Genomic DNA, 18,025 nt, shown 5'->3' with positions numbered 1-18,025 from the left:
GGCCCGCGGGATACAAGTTAGGGGAGAACCCAGCGCATGGCCCGGGGGGAGAACTACGTGCGGGCTGTCCAGACACCACCCACAGGGGCTGCCTCCGCCGTCTACCTGACGCTCGTCATCCAGGTCCTTTCCCTCGGGGCCCTGGTCGTCTTCGAGCAGGTCCGCGGCCGCAGCCTCGCCGGGCAGATCGCCGCGCTCGGCGGCGAGGCCCGGGGCTCGCAGGCCGTGGTCGGCGCGGTCACCGTCTTCGCCGTCCTGATGATGTTGCTGGTCGGCACCACCGTCGCCGCCGCCATCGCCTACCTGACCTGGCTGATCCGCGCCAGGCAGGTCAACGTCCCCACCGCCCCGGCGGCTCCCGTGCTGGCCGCGTGGCTGGTGCCCGGCGTCAACCTGGTCGCCCCGTTCGTCCTGGCCGACGAGGTGTGGCGGGGCGCCCGCCCGCCCTTCGACCGGCGCGGGCGCTGGCTGGGGCTGCTGACGGCCTGGTGGGTGTCGTGCCTGGCCGCGGTGTTCCTGGTGGCCGCCCGCCTGCTGGACACCAGCGTGGGCGAGCTGACCGGGCTGGGGCTGACGGAGCTCGCCGTGACGCTGCTGGCCGCGGTGCTGTGCGCGTGGACCGTGCGCGACGTCACCGCCATCCAGCGTTCCCTGCACGACAGCCCGCAGGTACGCCGCCTGCCGCTGGCACGTCCCCGCCCCGCCCGCCACGCCGCCTCCGACGTGGCCTCCTGAAAGACGTGGCCTCCTGAAAGCGGGTCAGACGGCGATCTGGGTCGGGCCCGAGCTGCCCTGGCTGGCGTGCCAGAGCTTGCGAGGCGGGTTGGCGGTGATGGCCGGGCCCAGGTCGGAGTAGGGCGACAGGAGGAAGCCGTTGGCGTACTCGATCCGCCGGCCGCCCACGTTCTCGCGTTCCTCCGGCGTCTGGGCCAGCAGCGCCCTGACCGCGTCGACGCCCTGGGCGCGCCACAGGCGGTCCAGGTCGACGAGGTCCCAGCAGTCCACGGCCCGCATCGAGATCGCCCGCGGCCCGGTGCGCCTGATCACGCCGCGGGCCACCATCAGCCAGGACCCGAACACCGTCGCCGCGCACCGCCCCTGCACCGACTCGAAGAACGTCAGGTCCACCGGCCCGGTCGAGTCGTCGAGCGTGGCGAAGATGACCCGCTGGCCGGAGCGTACGGCCGGCGTCTGGGTGGCCACCTTGACCCCCGCCACCAGCACCTCGGCACCGTTGCGCTGGTCGAGCAGGTCCTGGGAGCGCACCACGCCGATCAGGTCGAGCAGTTCGTCGTGGAAGCGGATCACGTGCCTGCTCACGTCGATGCCGAGGATCTCCAGCTCGGCCTCGACCATCTCGCTCTCGGTCATCTCGGGCAGTTCGCCGGGCGCGATGTGCTCGGTGAACCCCAGCGGCAACTGCACGGCGCTTCCGGCTTCCGGCTGGTCCGGAGGCGCGGAATCAGGTATGCCGGAAGGCAGGCCCCCCGGCAGACGATGGCCGCCCGGTGAACCCGGTGGGGTCGCGGCGCCGTTCTGCCGGGGGGCTGTTCTGGGGGTGTAGCCGCGCCGCCGGCGCGGCGCGGTGGTCGCGCCGGACGACGAGGCGCGCTCCAGCACGCCGGTCTGGGCGATCAGATCGCGCCTGGTCAGCTCGCCCGCGCGCCAGCGCTCGCCGCCGGGGTGCAGGTCGTGCAGGGCGTCGAGGCCGCCCACCTGCACGATCCGCTCCATGGTCGGCCGCGCGGGCCGCGCCCGGTCCCAGAAATCGGCCATCGAGGTGTACGGCTGGCCCGCCACCATCCGCTCCACCTCGGCCTCGCTCACCCCCTTGACGGCGGAGAACGGCACGCGCAGCGCGTACCCCTTGCCGATCTCGGAGATTTTGAACTCACGCCGCCGGTAGTCGCCCAGGTCGGCCGGTTTGACCCGGACCTTCAGGCGTTCGACCTGCCAGTCCTTGCCGGACTTGTTGATGTCGAGCGGCAGGATGGCCACCCCGCACTGGCGGGCCTCGTCGATGATGACCCGCTGCGGGTACATGCCGGGCTCGTGGGTGAGCACTCCGGCGAAGAAGGCGGCCGCGTGGTGCCGCTTGAGCCAGGCCGACTGGTAGGTGGGCAGCGCGAAGGCGGCGGCGTGCGCCTTGCAGAAGCCGAAGGCGCCGAACGCGTCGAGCACCTTCCACGCCTTCTCCACCTCCTCGTCGGAGAAGCCCCGCGACTTGGCCAGCGGGACGAAGTGGCCGCGCACCTTCAGCCGTCCCGCCTCGGTGGCGAGCGTGCGCCGCATGCTCTCGGCGAAGTGCAGGTCCTTCCCCGTCATCACCGAGATGATCTTGAGTACCTGTTCGTGGAAGACGACCACGCCGTGCGTCTCCTTGAGCGCCTCCCGCAGTTTCTCGTGCGGATAGTACGGCTGCCGCCACCCGTGCCTGGCCTCCAGGTACGGCGTGACCATGTCGGAGTTGACCGGCCCCGGCCGGAACAGCGAGATGTCCACGATCAGGTCGTGCATCGTGCGCGGTTCGAGCTTGGCCACGAGCTCGCGCTGCCCCGGCGACTCGATCTGGAAGCACCCCAGGGTACGGCTCGCGCAGATCATGTCGTAGGTGGCCGCGTCGTCGTGGGGCACGGCGTCCAGGTCGACGTCGGCGTCGTCCACCCGCTTGATCTCGCCGAGCGTGTAGGCCATGGCCGACTGCATGCGTACGCCGAGGACGTCGAGCTTGAGCAGCCCCGCCTCCTCGACGTCGTCCTTGTCGAACTGCGACATGGGGAAGTCCAGGAAGCTGCGCTCGACCGGCGTCACGTCCTTGAGCCCGGCGTTGCCGATCAGCACGCCGCAGGGGTGCAGCGCGATGTGCCTGGGCAGGCCGTCGAGCTTCTCGGCCAGCCGGAAGACCCGGTCGAGCCCGGCCTCGCCGAGGCGGCTGTCGCGCAGTTCCGGCAGGTCGCTGAGTGAGGCGGTGATCTGGCGGGCGCGGATGTGCGGGAAGGCCTTGGCGATGGCGTCGATCTCGTGGGGCGGCAGGCCCATGGCCGCGGCCACGTCGCGGATGGCGCTGCGGGCCCGGTAGGTCTCCATCATCGACACGCAGGCGACGCGGGCCTCGCCGTACTCATCGAAGATGGCCTTGTAGCAGTCGAGGCGGCGGGCGGACTCGACGTCGATGTCGATGTCGGGCAGCCCGATGCGGCCGTGGGACAGGAAGCGTTCCATGAGCAGGCCGTGTTCGAGCGGGTTCACCTCGCCGATGCCGATGAGGTAGTTGACCAGGCTGCCCGCTCCCGAGCCCCGGATGGCACACCTGATGTCCATTTTTCGGATCATGTCGGTGATGCCGACCACTGCCACGAAATATCCGGACAGGCGTTTGCTTTCGATGATCGCCAGTTCCTCGTCCAGCCGCTCCCTGGCGTCGCGCGAGCCCTCCAGCCCGCGCGCGTGCAGGCCGTCCTCCACCCGGTGGCGCAGCAGCGGCACCGGGTCGCCGCCGATCTCCGGCAGGTGCAGGTTCGGCGGCTCGCTCCGCAGCGCCAGCATCGAGACCGGGTCCACCGCGCAGGCCTCGGCGAGCTGGCGCGTGGTCAGCAGCAGCCGCCCGGCCCGCTCGCGGTCGGCGCCGGTGACCTTCAGCGCCACCTGCCACATCTCCTTGGTGCTCTTGAGATAGGCGTGCGAGGTGGGCCGGTCCAGGTGCCGGGGGTGCAGCGGGACGAGCTGCCTGGCCGCGTCGAGCACGTCGCCGACCTGGTGGTCGGCGGGGTCGAGGTAGCGCACCGCGTTGGTCAGCACCGCGGGTACGCCGAGCGACTCGGCCAGGGCCAGCATGCGCACGGCGGTGCCGGAGTCGCGGTAGCCGTACTGGTCGACCAGCTCGATCGCGATCCCGGAGACCATGGAGCGCCACAGGTTGAGCAGCACCCTGGCGTGCTCGTCACGGCGCTCGGCGACCGCCCTGCCCACGTCGGAACGCGGGCCGAGCAGCACGACGAGCCGGTCGTCGGCGCCGAGTTCCGCCAGCAGTTCGCGGGTGATCCACGGGTCGCCGCGCTCGCCCATGTGGTGGGCGGCGGTGACCAGCCTGGCCAGCCTCGGCCAGCCGCCCTTGCGGGCCAGCACGGTGACGCGGTCCTCCGCCATCGGCCCGGTCTTCGGCCGCCCACCCGAAAAGCCACCACCCGAAAGGCCGCCACCCGAAAGGCCGCCACCTGAAAGGCCGCCACCGGAAAGGCCACCACCGGGGAAGCCGCCACCCCTGGAGCCGCCTCGGGAGCCGCCTCGTGAAGAGCCGCCGCCGGCGGAACCGGAGAGATCAGCGCCTGCGGAGCCCGGGGGCGCGTCCCAGAAGGACAGGTCGGGACCCGGCGCGCCCGCGTAGATGTCGGGCCGCAGCGCCAGGTTCACCCCGAACACCGCGCGCAGCCCGGCGTCGGCGCAGGCCTGGGCGTGCTTGACCGCGCCGTAGAGACCGTCGCGGTCGGTCAGGGCGAGGACGTCCATCCCGTGTTCGGCCGCGCGGGCGGCAAGCTGCCGCGGGAAGGCGGTGCCGTAACGCATCGAGTAGGCGGAGCTGACGCTGAGGTGCGGGAACGGGCGCGCCATCAATCCCACGCCCGCAGCAGCAGCCAGCCACCGCTGGCGGTGTCGAAACGGAGCTCGTAGGAGCCGGTCTCGCGGCCGGGGCTGGCCTCGACCCGCCAGAACTGCCGTTCGCCCGGATCCCCCTCGCTGGTCTTCCACCACTCCCGGGCCACGACCCAGTGGTCGAGGACGCGCCGGACGAGGTAGAGGCGGTCACGCCAGACGAATTGGGTGGGTTGCCCGTCGCGGGTCCACACCTCGATCGGATCGCCATAGAGTCTGCTCAAGACGCTTCTTCTCCCCGCGGCTCTGGTCCTTCGGTGAGCCACCCGGGGGAAGACGGGCGCTGCTAATACTCGAACATACGTTCTCACACCCCGAAGTGCAAGTCGCCCGCCTGCCGTATGAGGGGGTTCGCGCCGATCGAGTTGCGGATGCTGAACGTCACGCTGCCGGCCCGGTAGCGGTCGTCCGAGCTCTCCACCGGCCGGCCCTCCTGCGTGGTGGTGATCCGGCGCTGGCGCAGGAGGGGGCTGCCGCGCCGTACACCCAGGAGGCGGGCGTCCTGCGCGCCCGCGGCCACGGCGTCGATGAGGTGCTCGCCATAGGCGAAGACCAGCCCGGTGGAGTCGTAGAGCGCCTGCGTGATCGAGCCGCAGTCGCGCGGGATGGCCTCGACGGCGGCGGCGATCCAGCCCGCGTAGACGGTGCGCTCGACGAGGACGGGCTCGGTCTCGAGCGTACGCAGGCGCAGGACCTCCAGGACCTCCTCGGAGCCCAGCCTGGCCGCCTCCGCGGGACCCGCGGCCCGGCGGCGCTGCTGGAGCACCTGCCCGCCGAAGCTGTAGCCGTTGGATTTGGCCCACTGGGCAAAGCTGTGCAATTCCGCGAAACTCTGACTACGCGAGTTGCCGAGGACAATGCGGCGGGCCCCCTGACGGCTGCCGACCAGCCCTTCCGCCACCAGTACGGCCAGCGCCTGCCGTACCGTGCCACGGGCTGCGGAGTAGCGCGCAGCCAGCTCGGCATCGGTCGGCAACGTGGACCCCACGGAGTGCACACCCCGAAGAATGTCATCGCGCAGCTCAGCGGCGATTCGTTCATAGCGCGCGACCATTCTCGACCCTTCCCGTTCACGAAAGAGCAATCTTTATCCGACTTACTAGGGCTGGCCTTGTTTGTACAAGTTCCCCTAAGTTCGTTCTACACCCCCAGAGTGGAGGCGACGTGTTCACTCCTCGCGCCAGCGTGGCAGGCGTCATAGCAGCCCTAACCGTAGCCACCGCCGCCTGCGGCGCGGCACCCGGCACACAGACCGCCGAACCGTCGAAGGGCGGGGTGGACGCCAAGACGGCCACCTCCGCCGCCGACTTCGGTGGTTTCGACAAGCTTGTGGAGGCGGCCAAGAAGGAGGGCAACCTCCACGTGATCGCGCTTCCCCCGGACTGGGCCAACTACGGCGAGATCATCAAGACTTTCGAGGCCAAGTACGGCATCAAGATCGAGAGTGAGGACCCGGACGCGGCCAGCGCCGACGAGATCAACGCCGTCAAGACCCGCAAGGGCCAGGACCGCGCCCCCGACGTGCTCGACCTCGGCCAGTCCTTCGCCATCAGCGGCGCCAAGGAGGGGCTGTTCGCGCCCTACAAGGTGCAGTCCTTCGACAAGATCCCCGAAGGCCAGAAGGAGGCCACCGGCCTCTGGACCAACGACTACGGCGGCTACGTCTCCATCGGCTGCGACGCCAAGAAGATCCCGAACTGCCCCACGAGCTTCAAGGACCTGCTCAAGCCCGAGTACAAGGGCAAGGTCGCGATGAACGGCAACCCGACCAAGTCCGGTTCCGCCTTCGCCGGCGTCTACGCCGCGGCCATCTCCAACGGCGGCTCCTTCGACGACATCCAGCCCGGCATCGAGTTCTTCAAGCAGCTCAAGGCCGCCGGCAACTACAACCCGGTCGAGACCACGCCGGCGACCATCGAGAAGGGCGAGACCCAGATCAGCATCGACTGGGACTACAACAACGCCGCCTACGCGCCGCAGCTGGCCGCCAAGGGCCTCGACTGGAAGGTCAACGTGCCGAGCGACGGCAAGTACTTCCAGATGTACGCCCAGGCCATCAACAAGGACGCCCCGCACCCGGCCGCCGCGCGCCTGTGGCAGGAGTACCTCTACAGCGCCGAAGGCCAGAACCTCTACCTCAAGGGCTTCGCCCGCCCGGTCCTGCTGCCCGTCATGACCACCGACGGAAGCGTCGACAAGGCCGCCGCCGAGAAGCTGCCGCAGGTCGACGGCACGCCCACGTTCCCCACCCCCGAGCAGGTGGACGCGGCCAAGGCGAAGCTCGCCGAAGGCTGGGACGCCGCGATCTCCGGATGAGGAAGTCCCGGGGCTGGCTGGGCGCGCTGCCGCTGTTCGCCGTCTACGCGCTCGTCTTCGGCGTCCCGGCCGTCGCCCTGCTGGCCGGGGCGTTCACCTCGCGGGGTGAGCCCACGCTCGACAACATGCGGCTGAGCCTGCAGGGCGGCAACCTGACCGCGATCGCCGGCAGCGTCCAGGTGTCGGCGGTCGTGGCGGTGGCCGGGGCCGTGCTGGGCACGTTCCTGGCCTACGCCGTCGTCACCTCCGGGTCGGGCGCGCTGCGCTCGGCCGTGCTGACGGCCTCCGGCGTGCTGGCCAACTTCGGCGGGGTGCCGCTGGCGTTCTTCTGGGTGGCCACGCTCGGCAACTCGGGGATCGTCAGCGGCCTGTTCGGGCTGCCCTCCGGCGTGCTGTTCACGTTCTGGGGGCTGGTCATCGTCTACCTGTACTTCTCGGTGCCGATGATGGTGCTCGTGATGGCGCCCGCGCTGGACGGGCTGAAGCCCCAGTGGCGGGAGGCGGCCGCCAACAACGGCGCCACCTCCTGGCACTACTGGCGCTACGTCGCCCTGCCCGTGCTCACCCCGGCCCTGCTCGGCGGTGTCGTGCTGCTGTTCGGCATGGCGTTCTCCGCCTACGCCACGGCCGCGGCCATGGGCGCGGGAACCGTCGTCCCGCTGGTCACCCTCAAAATCGCCAACGCGCTGACCAGCGACGTGCTGATCGGCCAGGAGAACGTGGCGCTCGCGCTCAGCCTCGACATGATCGTGGTGGCCGGGCTCGTGATGGCGGTCTACCTGCCGCTGCAGAAGAGGAGCACCCGATGGCTGCAGTGACGGGCCTGGAGAAGGTCCGCGCCGTGCAGCGGGGAGGCCGCTGGCGGTGGGCCGTGTTCCTGCCGGCCGCCCTGTACTTCCTGGTGCCGCTCGGCGCCTCGCTCTGGTACACGGTCTACAACGCGAACACCGGCTTCTCCCTCGCGCCCTACGCCGAACTGCTGACCGCCGAGGGCTTCGCCCAGTCGCTGCTGCTGTCGCTGAGCCTGGCCGTCGCGACGATCGTGCTGGTCCTGCTGCTCACGCTGCCGGCGATGCTGGCCGTACGGCTGGCCGCCCCGCGCCTGCGCCCCGTGATGGAAGTGCTGTGCACGCTGCCCCTCGTCGTGCCCCCGATCACGTTCGTCGTCGGGATCGGCAAGTCGCTGGCGGTGGGCGGCGAGGTGCTCGCCCCCACCCCGTTCTGGGCCACGCTCATCGCGATCCAGAACCCGGGCTTCCCCATGGTGCTCGTGCTCGCGTACGTGGTGCTGGTGCTGCCGTTCGTCTACCGCTCACTCGACGCCGGCCTGCGCACCATGGACGTGCGCACACTGGTCGAGGCGGCGCGCAACCTCGGCGCCTCGTGGCCGTACGTGATGTTCCGGGTGATCATCCCCAACCTGCGCTCGGCCATCGCCAGCGCCTCGTTCCTGACGCTGGCCCTGGTGCTGGGCGAGTTCACCGTGGCCAGGCTGCTCGGCTACCAGCCGTTCGCGGTCTGGATCGTGACGATCTCCGGCTCCAGGGGCCAGCTGTCGGTCGCGGTCTCGATCCTCAGCCTGCTGCTCATCTGGCTGCTGCTGCTGGTGGTCTCCAGCGTCTTCGGCAAGGAGAAGAAGCAATGACCGAACGGAGTGAGGGCATCGTCAAACACAGCGACCTTGTCGCGAGACCGACGAAGGAGGGCTCGTGACAGCCCAGGTGGAGTTTCGGGCTCTTCGCAGGGTGTTCGGCAAGACGGTCGCGCTCGACGGCCTTGACCTGACCATCGAGCCGGGTGAGCTCGTCGCCCTGCTCGGCCCGTCGGGCTGCGGCAAGACGACGGCGCTGCGCTGCGTGGCCGGGTTCGAGCGTCCCGACTCCGGAGCCGTGCTCGTGGACGGCAAGGACATCACCGCCGTCCCCGCCAACAAGCGGGACGCGGGCATGGTCTTCCAGTCCTACTCGCTCTTCCCGAACCTCAACGCCGCCGACAACGTCTCCTTCGGCCTGCGGGTGCGCAAGGCCCCGGCCGCGCAGCGCCGGACCAAGGCGCTGGAACTGCTGGAGCTGGTCGGCCTGCCCTCCCACGCCGGCCGCTACCCGCACCAGCTCTCCGGCGGCCAGCAGCAGCGGGTGGCGCTCGCCCGCGCCCTGGCCCTGGAGCCGCGCGTGCTGCTGCTCGACGAGCCGCTGTCGGCGCTCGACGCCAAGGTCCGCGTCAACCTGCGCGAGGAGATCCGCCGCCTGCAGCTCGATCTCGGCATCACCACCATCTTCGTCACCCACGACCAGGAGGAGGCGCTGTCGATCGCCGACCGGGTCGCGGTGCTGCGGGACGGCCGCCTGGAGCAGTGCGGCGCGCCCGCCGAGGTCTACGACCGGCCCGCCACCCCGTTCGTGGCCGAGTTCGTCGGCACCATGAACCACCTGGCCGGGCGGGTGTCCGGTGACCAGGTGACGGTGCTCGGCCAGCTCCTGCCCGTGGACGGCCAGGTGCCCGATGACCCGTCCGTGGACGTGCTCATCCGCCCGGAGGCCGTCCAGGTCACCCCCGCGGCGGACGGCAGGGCCGAGATCCTGGCCGCCTCCTTCCGCGGCGCCTCGGTCCGGCTCAGGGTGGCCCTGGAAGGGGGCGAGGTGCTCGCCGACGTACCAGGTCACGAGGCGGTACGGCTCGCGGCCGGCACTAAGGTGACCGTACGTCTGGTCGAACGACCGGTCCTGGTGGCCGCCCGCACGGTCACGGTCCCCGCCCCCGTCACGGAAACAGCAGATGCCGTCTGATCTCCCCGCCGCCGTCCTGTTCGACATGGACGGCACCCTGGTCGACACCGAGGGCCTGTGGTGGCAGGCCACCGCCGCCGTCGCCGAGTCGCTCGGCCACGGCGGACTCGGCCCCGATGACGTCCCCCACGTCCTCGGCCGCTCGGTCGAGGACACCGCCGCCCACCTGGCGCCCGCCGACGCGGGGGCGGTGGCGGTCCGCCTCACCGACGCCTTCGCCGAGCGCATCGCCGGTGGCATCGACCTCATCCCCGGCGCCCTTGACCTGCTGCGCGAGCTGACGGCCGCCGGGGTGCCCACGGCGCTGGTGACCGCCTCGCCGCGGAGCATCGTCGAGCGGGTGCTGCCCAACCTCGACGGGCACCGCTTCGATCTGGTGATCACGGCGGAGGACAGTTCGCGGGGCAAGCCGTACCCGGATCCCTATCTGAAGGCGGCGCGGCTGCTGGGGCTGCGGCCGCAGGAGTGCGTCGCCGTGGAGGACAGTCCGGCCGGCATCGCCGCGGCCACGTCGGCCGGATGCCGGGTCGTGGTGGTCGATCCTGCGCACGGCCTGCCCGAACTGCATGCCATGTCGGTAAGCTAACCCGCCGTGAGCGGTGAAACCTCCCACATCGGGCGCTACAAACTGATCAGTGTGCTGGGCCGCGGCGGGATGGGCACGGTTCACCTGGCCGAGGACCCCGCAGGCGTGCGGGTCGCGGTCAAGGTGATCAACCCCGAGTTCAGCCAGCACGAGCAGTTTCGCATGCGCTTTCGCCGGGAGGCGGACGCGGCGCAGCGGGTGCGGCGGTTCTGCACGGCGGCGGTGCTGGACGCCGCGCTCGACGGCAACCAGCTCTACGTCGTCACCGAGTACGTGCCGGGGCCGAACCTGGAGGAGGCGGTCAAGCAGTCGGGACCGCTGACCGGCTCCAGCCTCGACGCGCTGGCGGTCAGCGTGGCCACCGCGCTCACCGCCATCCACGGCGCCGGGGTCGTGCACCGCGACCTCAAACCGTCGAACGTGCTGCTGTCGCCGGTCGGCCCGCGGGTGATCGACTTCGGCATCGCGCGGGCGCTTGACGAACTGGGCGGCGTGACCGGCACCGGCGAGATCATCGGCACGCCCCGCTACATGGCGCCCGAGGTGCTGCGGGGCGAGCCGGTCTCGCCCGCCTGTGACGTGTTCTCCTGGGGCTGCCTGATCGCCTTCGCGGCCAGCGGGCGGGCGCCGTTCGGCGGCGACTCGCTGCCCTCGATGATCTATTCGGTGCTCAGCACCGAGCCCGACCTCGGCGGTGTGGAGCCGGGGCTGCGCCCGCTGGTCGTGGCGGCGCTGCAGAAGGACCCGGCGCTGCGCCCGACCGCGCAGCAACTGCTCGACCATCTGGTGGGCAGGCAGGCCGCGCCCGAGCAGGCCGCGCACACCGTGCAGGTGGCCTGGCAGCGGGCGACCACCCCGATCACCACGGCGCAGCCCGCTCCGCCGGGCGGCGGCGCACGGCGCGTCAAGCTGATCGCGGGCCTCACGGCCGGGGCGGTGCTGGTCGCGGGCGGCGCCGTGGCGGCGCTGATGCTGTCGCAGGGCTCGCCGCCGACCCACCTGGGCCGCCTCTACCAGGAGGACTTCACGACCTCCTCCGGCGGCTGGGACGGCACCTACGACGCCGACGACGAGGCCAGCTTCGGCTACAAGACCGACGGCACCTACGGCCTCGACGTCGAGCCGAGCTACGAGCAGCGCTGGGCCAAGGCTCCGGCGCCCTTCGCCAACGCCTCCCCCACGCCCTCCCCCAGCGCCACCCCGACCCCGCTCATGCCCGACTCCGTGCTGATCAGCGTGACGGCGCAGGCCAGGAAGGTCTCCGGCGACGGCGAGTACGGCGTCTACTGCCACAACACCGCGGACGGCACCTTCTACGAGTTCGGCCTCGACACCACGGGCAACGCCCGGATCAGGAAGATCATCGACGGCGCCGGCGGCACGCTCGCGCAGCAGGCGGAGCTCGAGATCAAACCGCAGGCCAAGGTCCGGCTCGAGGCCTTCTGCGAGCAGTCGGGCTCAACGGTGAAGCTGACCATGTGGGTGGACGGCAAGCAGATACTGCGGGCCGAGGACCCCAACGGCATCAAGACCGGCCATGTCGGGTTGTTCGCCCGGGTGCCTAAAGACGAGAAGTCGATCATGAAGACCGTCTTCGACGACTTCGAACTGCGCGGCCAGCGCTCGGAGCAGCCCTGACTCACCCGGCGCCCGGCATGTCCGCGCGGCTGGAAGCAATACACGCGCGCCTGGGTTAGACAGGACTATGCGCGCAGTCGTCATCGCCGCCCAGGGCGGCCCAGAGGTCCTCGAATACGCCGAGCACCCCGATCCTGTCGCGGGACCCGGAGAGGTGGTCGTCGACGTCGCCGCGAGCGGCGTCAACTTCATCGACATCTACCAGCGCTCCGGCGTCTACCCGCTGCAGCTCCCGAGCCCCATCGGCGGTGAGGGCGCCGGCACCGTCTCGGCCGTCGGCCCCGGCGTCACCGGCTTCGCCGTCGGCGACACCGTCGGCTGGGCGAACGTCCTGGGCAGCTACGCCGAGAAGGCCGTCGTACCCGCCGACCGCCTCGTGCCCGTGCCCGACGGCGTCACCGCCGACCTGGCCGCCGCCGCCCTCCTGCAGGGCATGACCGCCCACTTCCTCACACGCTCCACGCACGAGGTCAAGGAGGGCGACCGGATCCTCATCCACGCCGGCGCCGGCGGCATGGGCCAGCTGCTCATCCAGCTCGCCAAGCTCTACGGCGCCACCGTCCACACCACCGTCTCCACCGACGAGAAGGCCAAGCTGGCCCGCGCCGCCGGCGCCGACGAGGTCCACTCCTACGACGACTTCGCGCAGGCGCTCGAGAACAGCATCGACGTGGTCTACGACGGCGTCGGCGCCACCACCTTCGACGGCGGCCTGGCCGCCCTGCGCCCGCGCGGCCTCATGGCCCTGTACGGCGCGGCCAGCGGCCCCGTGCCGCCCATGGACCCGCAGATGCTCAACCGGTCGGGCTCGTTGTTCCTGACCCGGCCCACGCTCGTGCACCACGTCGCCGAGCGGGAGGAACTGCTGTGGCGGGCCCGCGAGGTCTTCGGGTGGATCGCCGCCGGGCAGTTGCGCATCGACGTCTCCCACCGGTACCCGCTGGCCGAGGCGGCGCGGGCGCATGAGGACCTGGCGGCGCGCCGTACGACGGGAAAGCTGCTTCTGATCCCCTGAGACCTCAGCCCCGAGGACGGCTCACCGTCCTCGGGGCTCGGGCTCACACGTGGGAGCCGCCGTCGACGCGCAGCTCCACGCCGGTGAGGTAGGCGCCGTCGGCCGAGGCGGCGTAGGCGATGGTGCCCGCGATCGCCTCCGGCTCGCCGAAGCCGACCTGCGGCATGATCCGCCCGTAGAAGGAGGCGTCCACGTCGTCGGGGAAGCTCACCGAGCTCATCAGCGGCGTCACCACGCCGCCCGGCGAGACCGCCACGACCCGCACGCCCTGCGGCGCCACCTCCGCCGCCAGGCTCAGCGAGAACGCCAGGACGCCGCCCTTGGAGGCCGCGTACCCGGTCATGTAGGGGTGCGCGTGCGTGGCCGAGGTGGAGGCCGTGTTGACCACGACGCCCTTGACCTCCACCAGGTACGGCATGGCCTCCCGGCAGAACAGGAACGTGCCGAGCAGGTTGACCTCAAGGAGCCTGCGGAAGTCGGCGAGCGAGAGCGTGGCCAGCGGCGTCGTCTTGTGGATGCCGGCGACGTTGATCAACGTGTCGATCCCGCCGAACTCCTTGGCCGCCAGGGCCACGGCTTCCTTGACCTGCCCCTCGTCGGCCACGTCGGCGACATGCGGGGTGATGGCCGGATGGCGGGGAATCTCCGGGTTGAGGTCGACGGCGAAGACCCGCGCCCCTTCCTCCGCCAGCCGCAGGGCCGTCGCCCGCCCGATCCCGGTGGCCGCGCCGGTCAGCAGGACCTTCTTGCCCGCGAAACGCTCCATGAATCCTCCACGTCTCACTACGAGACAACTATGTCTCGTCTAGGATATGTCCTGATGAGCACCTCCGACTCCATGGCGAGAACCCGGGACGCGATCCTCCGCGCCGCCGCCACGGCGCTGCGCACCCACGAGCGAGCCGGCATGGCCGACATCGCCGCCGCGGCCGGCGTCGGCCGCGCCACCCTCTACCGCCACTTCGCCACCCGCGACGACCTGCTGGTCGAGCTCGGCCGCTTCGCCGCGGAGGAGTCCATCCGGGTGATCGACGCGGCCGGCATCGACGGCGTCGCGACCGAGACCGCCCTGACCCGCCTGACCAGGGCCCTGCTGACGGCCGGGCGCGAGTTCTGGGTGGTCAGCACCCACCGGCCGCAGCTGTGGCCGGAGGAGGAAGAGGTCGGCGAGCGGCTGCGCATCCTGGCCGAGCGGGGTCAGCGCGAGGGCGTGCTGCGCGCCGACGTCCCCGCCGAACTCCTGGCCGCCGCCCACGGCGCGCTCATCCTGGGCGCGCTGACGCTCGCGCCGCTGTCGGAGCTGGGCGTGGAGGACGCCACGGACACCATCGTCAGGCTCTACCTCCAGGGCGCCCGGCTCACACCCACGGAAGCGACGCCTCCACCCTGAACCCGCCCTGCGGCGACGGCGCGGCCCGCGAGACGCCGCCGAACAGCGCGGCCCGCTCGGCGATGTTGACCAGGCCGTGCCCGGACCTGCGCGGCGGCGCGGGCGGCCGGCCGGCGCCGTCGTCGATGACCGTGATGTCCAGCGCCTGCTCGCCGTAGCGCAGCACCACGTCCGCCTCGGCGTCCTTGCCCGCGTGCTTCAGCGCGTTGGTCAGCGCCTCCTGAACGATCCGGTAGGCGGCCAGCCCCAGCCCCGCGGGCACCGCCCTGACCCGCCCCTCGACCCGTAACCGCACCTCCAGCGGATGCCGCTCCACCAGCGCGTCGATCGCCTCGATGCCGGGCTGCCGCTCCCCCGGCTCCTCGCGCAGCCCGCCCAGCAGCAGCCGCAGCTCCGTCAGCGCCGCCTGCCCCGACTCCCTGATCGACTCCAGCGAGGTCCGCGCCGGCCCGTGGTCCTCCGCCGCCAGCGCCGACACCGCGACGTGCGACTGGATCACCATCGCGCTGACGTTGTGCGCCACGATGTCGTGCAGTTCGCAGGCGATCCGCACCCGCTCCTCCGCCACCATGGCCCGCGCGCGCCCCTCCTCGGCGCCGGCCGCCGCGACGACCCACCGCCGCCGCGCCACCCCCGCGCCCCACGGCAGCGCGCACACCAGCGCCGACATCACCCCCGCCGGCACCAGCACCCCCAAAAGCAGCAGTCCGTGGTACGGCGAAGCCCGCCACCTGCCCACCGTGTAAAAGGCGACCTGCAGAGCGGTGGACGCCCCCAGCTCGGCCCACGAGGCGTTGACCTCGGCCCAGACGTCCCAGCGCCCCACCGCCAGCCACAACACCCAGACCGCCGCCAGCACCCCGAGCGGCCACCGCCGCCGCAGGGCCAGCAGGGCGAAGGCCGCCAGATCCCCCCAGAACGTCAGCGGAACGCTCCCGATCTCGGCCAGCGTAGCCTCGGTGTAGGGAACCTCGATCAGCAGATACGCACACGCGATCCCGGCCAGCGACGCGTCGGCGGCCAGCGGGTGCCCCTCCAGCCACGCCACCAGCCTCCGGACCCGGTCCCGCAGCTCAGCCCGCACGGCCGACCGGCCCGGCCGCTCCGGTCACGATCCTGACCGCCGGGTCATCGGCGGGTTGGGGCGCTGACGCGGCCGGCGGGGCGAACAGGAGCACCGTCAAGAAGGCACTGCGCGGAGAGCGCCGTTCAAGGATCGACGTGGCCCGGCCGAGCAGACTATCGATCATAGACGGGAGTATCGCAGCACTCCCCGTCAATCCTGTACGGCCAGCCGTACCCCGAAGCCGATGATCACCACGCCCGTGAGGCGGTCGAGCAGGCGGCGGACCCTGGGCGTGCGCAGGACGCCGCCCATGAACGTGGCGAAGGCGACCAGCAGGGCGCTCCACACCAGCCCCTCGCCCACGTGTACGCCGGCCAGCGCCAGCCCCATCAGCGCGGGCGGCACGTCGTCAGGGATGAACTGGGGCAACATCGCCACGTAGAACGCGCCGACCTTGGGGTTGAGCAGGTTGGTCAGCAGGCCGCGCCGGAACGCGCGCGCGAACGTCTGGTCGGTGACCGGGGCGGCCTCCGGCCGGGCGGGGTGGCGGGCGTCCCAGAGCATGCGGGCGCCCATGTACACGAGGTAGGCGACCCCGGCCCAGCGCAGGATCTCGTAGGCCAGGTGCGAGGCCGCCAGCAGGGCGGACAGCCCGGCGGCGGTCGCCAGGCCCCAGACCAGGGTGCCGGCCTGGATGCCGAGGACGACGCCCCACGCCGGACGCCGGCCCGACAGCAGCGACGTGCGCAGGATCAAGGCCGTGTCCAGGCCGGGGGTCAGCGTCAGCAGGGCGACGACCGCGGCGAACGAGGCGATTGATGCTGCTATGTCCATGGAGGTCAGCGTAGCGAGGCGGCGATGTGCAGGGCGGCGGCGTAGCCGAACGTCATCGCCGGGCCCAGCGTGGCGCCCGGCCCCGGGTAGGTCTCGCCCATGACGGCGGCCGCGACGTTGCCCGCCGCGTACAGGCCGGCGATCGGCGAGCCGTCCCCGCGCAGCACGCGGGCGTCCACGTCGGTGACCACGCCGCCCTTCGTGCCGATGTCGCCGGGTACCAGGGGGATCGCGTAGAAGGGGCCCTTCTCGATGGGCAGCAGGTTCGGGTTGGGCAGGGTCGGGTCGCCGTAGTAGTGGTCGTAGGCGCTGTCGCCGCGGTGGAAGTCGGCGTCGGAGCCGGCGCGGGCGAAGCCGTTGAAGCGGTCCACGGTGGCGCGCAGCTTGCGCGGGTCGAGTCCCATGCGGGCGCCCAGTTCCTCGACGGTCGCGGCCTTCTTGACGAAGCCGTTCTTGAGCCACGCGGCCTTGAACGGCTGACCGGGGAAGTGGCCGAGCATGATGTGCCGGTTCTTGGTGCGCTGGTCGATGACCATCCAGGAACGTACGGCGTCGCGCGCGTACATGGTGTCGACGAACAGGTGGTACGGCGCCGCCTCGTTGACGAAGCGCTCGCCCCGCCCGTCCACGACGATCATCCCGGGCACGCCGCGGTCGGTGACGAGGAACGTCGGCGGCTCGCCCGGCGGCACCGCGGCCGGCATGCCCCAGACCCGCTCCATGAGGTCGAGTTCGGCGCCGAGCGCGAGGGCGGCGGCGATCGTGTCGCCGGTCTGGGCCGGGGCCGCCGAGCTCCAGCGGGCGTCGGTGGGCAGCGGCAGGTACTTCTCCCGCATTTCCTGGCTGTGCGAGAACCCGCCCGCCGCCAGGACCACCCCGCCCCGCGCCTCGATCGTCCTGCCGCCCGCGCGTACGCCGGTGACCCGGTCGCCGGAGACGACGAACTCCTCGAACGGCGTGTTCACCCAGATCTTACCGCCCGCCTCGGCCAGCGACAGGCTCAGCCGGCCGACCAGCGCCTCGCCCAGCGCGGCGTAGCGGGCGCCGGTGAGTAGCCCCTTGACCGCGCGCAGCCCGATCTTGGCCGCCATCAGCTTGCCGCGCGTGGTGCGCGTCATCATGTTGACCTCGTGGAACTCCGAGGACTTCATGACCATCCCGTACGTCGCCAGCTCGGAACGGCGCATGATCCGGCGTAGCGCGCCGAGCCGGCGCAGGTCGAACACGGGCGGCTCCACCGAGCGGCCCATCGCCTTGCCGCCGGGGAGCTCGGGGAAGTAGTCGGGGTAGCCGCGGGCGTACTCGAAGCGGACGTGGCGGGTCCGCTCGTGCAAGAAGCGCACCATCTCCGGCCCCTTGTCCAGGTACGCCGCCCGGCGATCCTCCGGCACCCGGTCGCCGACCGTCGCCTTGAGGTAGGCCCCGGCCTCCTCCTTGCCGTCCTTCAGGCCGGTGCCGTCGAGGTAGAGGTTGCCGGGCACCCAGATGGCGCCGCCGGACAGCGCGCTCGACCCGCCGTACTTGTCCGTCTTCTCGATGACCACCGCGGTGAGCCCGCGCAACCGCGCGGTCAGCGCCGCGGTGAGCCCCGCGGCGCCCGATCCGACCACGACGACGTCGAAGCTGTGATCCCAGCGCACGACCAACCTCCCTTGTCTCATGGCGAGACATAAATGTCTCAGTCACGATAACGCGTCCGATGACGTGATTAGTCCGGCGCTGAACTTCTTGACAGGCGACAGTC

Annotated in this window: 17 protein-coding genes; 9 read left to right on the top strand and 8 right to left on the bottom strand. The window is 71.5% G+C overall.

The window, feature by feature from the left end; translation table 11 throughout:
* Nucleotides 1-57: 57 nt before the first annotated feature.
* A complete protein-coding gene (locus ACFWY5_RS38250) occupies nucleotides 58-735 on the top strand; it encodes a DUF4328 domain-containing protein (RefSeq protein ID WP_379637674.1) in 678 nt (225 codons plus the stop codon).
* A 24-nt stretch (nucleotides 736-759) separates the two neighbouring features.
* On the opposite strand, the gene ACFWY5_RS38245 is transcribed toward ACFWY5_RS38250, so the two are convergent.
* The 3 genes from ACFWY5_RS38245 to ACFWY5_RS38235 all read right to left on the bottom strand — a co-directional run bounded on the left by ACFWY5_RS38245 (nucleotide 760) and on the right by ACFWY5_RS38235 (nucleotide 5,704).
* Entirely contained in the window at nucleotides 760-4,608 is a 3,849-nt protein-coding gene (locus ACFWY5_RS38245; protein WP_379637673.1) for a DNA polymerase III subunit alpha, read from the bottom strand.
* On the bottom strand, nucleotides 4,608-4,874 hold the full coding sequence (locus tag ACFWY5_RS38240; protein ID WP_379614799.1) for a DUF6504 family protein: 267 nt from the start codon (nucleotides 4,872-4,874) through the stop codon (nucleotides 4,608-4,610). The genes ACFWY5_RS38245 and ACFWY5_RS38240 overlap by 1 nt, the downstream gene beginning before the upstream one ends.
* Nucleotides 4,875-4,957: 83 nt before the next feature.
* A complete protein-coding gene (locus ACFWY5_RS38235; RefSeq protein ID WP_379614797.1) occupies nucleotides 4,958-5,704 on the bottom strand; it encodes a GntR family transcriptional regulator in 747 nt (248 codons plus the stop codon).
* Nucleotides 5,705-5,814: 110 nt separating this feature from the next.
* Here ACFWY5_RS38235 and ACFWY5_RS38230 point away from each other — a divergent pair, with 110 nt between their 5' ends.
* The 7 genes from ACFWY5_RS38230 (at nucleotide 5,815) to ACFWY5_RS38200 (ending at nucleotide 12,991) form a co-directional block, all read left to right on the top strand.
* A complete protein-coding gene (locus tag ACFWY5_RS38230; protein WP_379614795.1) occupies nucleotides 5,815-6,966 on the top strand; it encodes an ABC transporter substrate-binding protein in 1,152 nt (383 codons plus the stop codon).
* A complete protein-coding gene (locus ACFWY5_RS38225; protein ID WP_379614792.1) occupies nucleotides 6,963-7,784 on the top strand; it encodes an ABC transporter permease in 822 nt (273 codons plus the stop codon). The genes ACFWY5_RS38230 and ACFWY5_RS38225 overlap by 4 nt, the downstream gene beginning before the upstream one ends.
* The gene (locus ACFWY5_RS38220; RefSeq protein WP_379637672.1) at nucleotides 7,772-8,611 is read left to right on the top strand and encodes an ABC transporter permease; all 840 of its coding nucleotides are present in this window, start codon (nucleotides 7,772-7,774) and stop codon (nucleotides 8,609-8,611) included. The genes ACFWY5_RS38225 and ACFWY5_RS38220 overlap by 13 nt, the downstream gene beginning before the upstream one ends.
* 64 nt (nucleotides 8,612-8,675) lie before the next feature.
* A complete protein-coding gene (locus ACFWY5_RS38215; protein ID WP_379637671.1) occupies nucleotides 8,676-9,752 on the top strand; it encodes an ABC transporter ATP-binding protein in 1,077 nt (358 codons plus the stop codon).
* Entirely contained in the window at nucleotides 9,742-10,338 is a 597-nt protein-coding gene (locus tag ACFWY5_RS38210; RefSeq protein WP_379614785.1) for an HAD family hydrolase, read from the top strand. Before ACFWY5_RS38215 ends, ACFWY5_RS38210 begins: the two co-directional genes overlap by 11 nt.
* Nucleotides 10,339-10,344: 6 nt before the next feature.
* Complete coding sequence (locus tag ACFWY5_RS38205; protein WP_379614783.1) at nucleotides 10,345-11,976, top strand: serine/threonine-protein kinase; 1,632 nt, start codon at nucleotides 10,345-10,347, stop codon at nucleotides 11,974-11,976.
* A gap of 67 nt (nucleotides 11,977-12,043) precedes the next feature.
* A complete protein-coding gene (locus ACFWY5_RS38200; protein ID WP_379614781.1) occupies nucleotides 12,044-12,991 on the top strand; it encodes a quinone oxidoreductase family protein in 948 nt (315 codons plus the stop codon).
* Between the two features lie 43 nt (nucleotides 12,992-13,034).
* Here ACFWY5_RS38200 and ACFWY5_RS38195 read toward each other — a convergent pair whose 3' ends face one another.
* Nucleotides 13,035-13,757 carry an SDR family NAD(P)-dependent oxidoreductase gene (locus ACFWY5_RS38195; RefSeq protein WP_379637670.1) on the bottom strand — a complete coding sequence of 241 codons (723 nt, stop codon included), beginning with the start codon at nucleotides 13,755-13,757 and terminating at the stop codon, nucleotides 13,035-13,037.
* A gap of 54 nt (nucleotides 13,758-13,811) precedes the next feature.
* Here ACFWY5_RS38195 and ACFWY5_RS38190 point away from each other — a divergent pair, with 54 nt between their 5' ends.
* Nucleotides 13,812-14,381, top strand: a complete 570-nt coding sequence (locus ACFWY5_RS38190; protein ID WP_379614777.1) for a TetR/AcrR family transcriptional regulator — start codon at nucleotides 13,812-13,814, stop codon at nucleotides 14,379-14,381.
* Here ACFWY5_RS38190 and ACFWY5_RS38185 read toward each other — a convergent pair.
* The 4 genes from ACFWY5_RS38185 to ACFWY5_RS38170 are packed head-to-tail and all read right to left on the bottom strand — an operon-like array spanning nucleotide 14,350 to nucleotide 17,921.
* Nucleotides 14,350-15,429: a sensor histidine kinase gene (locus tag ACFWY5_RS38185; protein ID WP_379637669.1), complete on the bottom strand. Its 1,080-nt coding sequence runs from the start codon at nucleotides 15,427-15,429 to the stop codon at nucleotides 14,350-14,352. The genes ACFWY5_RS38190 and ACFWY5_RS38185 overlap by 32 nt on opposite strands.
* Before the next feature lie 25 nt (nucleotides 15,430-15,454).
* Complete coding sequence (locus tag ACFWY5_RS38180; RefSeq protein WP_379614773.1) at nucleotides 15,455-15,631, bottom strand: hypothetical protein; 177 nt, start codon at nucleotides 15,629-15,631, stop codon at nucleotides 15,455-15,457.
* Nucleotides 15,632-15,657: 26 nt separating this feature from the next.
* Nucleotides 15,658-16,281: a LysE family translocator gene (locus ACFWY5_RS38175; RefSeq protein ID WP_379614771.1), complete on the bottom strand. Its 624-nt coding sequence runs from the start codon at nucleotides 16,279-16,281 to the stop codon at nucleotides 15,658-15,660.
* 5 nt (nucleotides 16,282-16,286) lie between these two features.
* Nucleotides 16,287-17,921: an FAD-dependent oxidoreductase gene (locus tag ACFWY5_RS38170; RefSeq protein ID WP_379637668.1), complete on the bottom strand. Its 1,635-nt coding sequence runs from the start codon at nucleotides 17,919-17,921 to the stop codon at nucleotides 16,287-16,289.
* Between the last annotated feature and the right edge of the window lie 104 nt (nucleotides 17,922-18,025).

Origin of the sequence: Nonomuraea sp. NPDC059007, from assembly GCF_042740555.1 — a bacterium.
GTDB lineage: Bacteria > Actinomycetota > Actinomycetes > Streptosporangiales > Streptosporangiaceae > Nonomuraea.
Note: the sequence above shows the minus strand (reverse complement) of the source record. Positions and strands in the feature narration are given on the sequence as shown.

Bases quoted from the DNA above. Each gene is read 5' to 3' on its own strand.
- ACFWY5_RS38200 (WP_379614781.1), top strand. From the start codon at position 12,044: ATGCGCGCAGTCGTCATCGCCGCCCAGGGCGGCCCAGAGGTCCTCGAA.
- ACFWY5_RS38220 (WP_379637672.1), top strand. From the start codon at position 7,772: ATGGCTGCAGTGACGGGCCTGGAGAAGGTCCGCGCCGTGCAGCGGGGA.
- ACFWY5_RS38235 (WP_379614797.1), bottom strand. From the start codon at position 5,704: ATGGTCGCGCGCTATGAACGAATCGCCGCTGAGCTGCGCGATGACATT.
- ACFWY5_RS38190 (WP_379614777.1), top strand. From the start codon at position 13,812: ATGAGCACCTCCGACTCCATGGCGAGAACCCGGGACGCGATCCTCCGC.
- ACFWY5_RS38175 (WP_379614771.1), bottom strand. From the start codon at position 16,281: ATGGACATAGCAGCATCAATCGCCTCGTTCGCCGCGGTCGTCGCCCTG.
- ACFWY5_RS38195 (WP_379637670.1), bottom strand. From the start codon at position 13,757: ATGGAGCGTTTCGCGGGCAAGAAGGTCCTGCTGACCGGCGCGGCCACC.
- ACFWY5_RS38210 (WP_379614785.1), top strand. From the start codon at position 9,742: ATGCCGTCTGATCTCCCCGCCGCCGTCCTGTTCGACATGGACGGCACC.
- ACFWY5_RS38245 (WP_379637673.1), bottom strand. From the start codon at position 4,608: ATGGCGCGCCCGTTCCCGCACCTCAGCGTCAGCTCCGCCTACTCGATG.
- ACFWY5_RS38225 (WP_379614792.1), top strand. From the start codon at position 6,963: ATGAGGAAGTCCCGGGGCTGGCTGGGCGCGCTGCCGCTGTTCGCCGTC.
- ACFWY5_RS38180 (WP_379614773.1), bottom strand. From the start codon at position 15,631: ATGATCGATAGTCTGCTCGGCCGGGCCACGTCGATCCTTGAACGGCGC.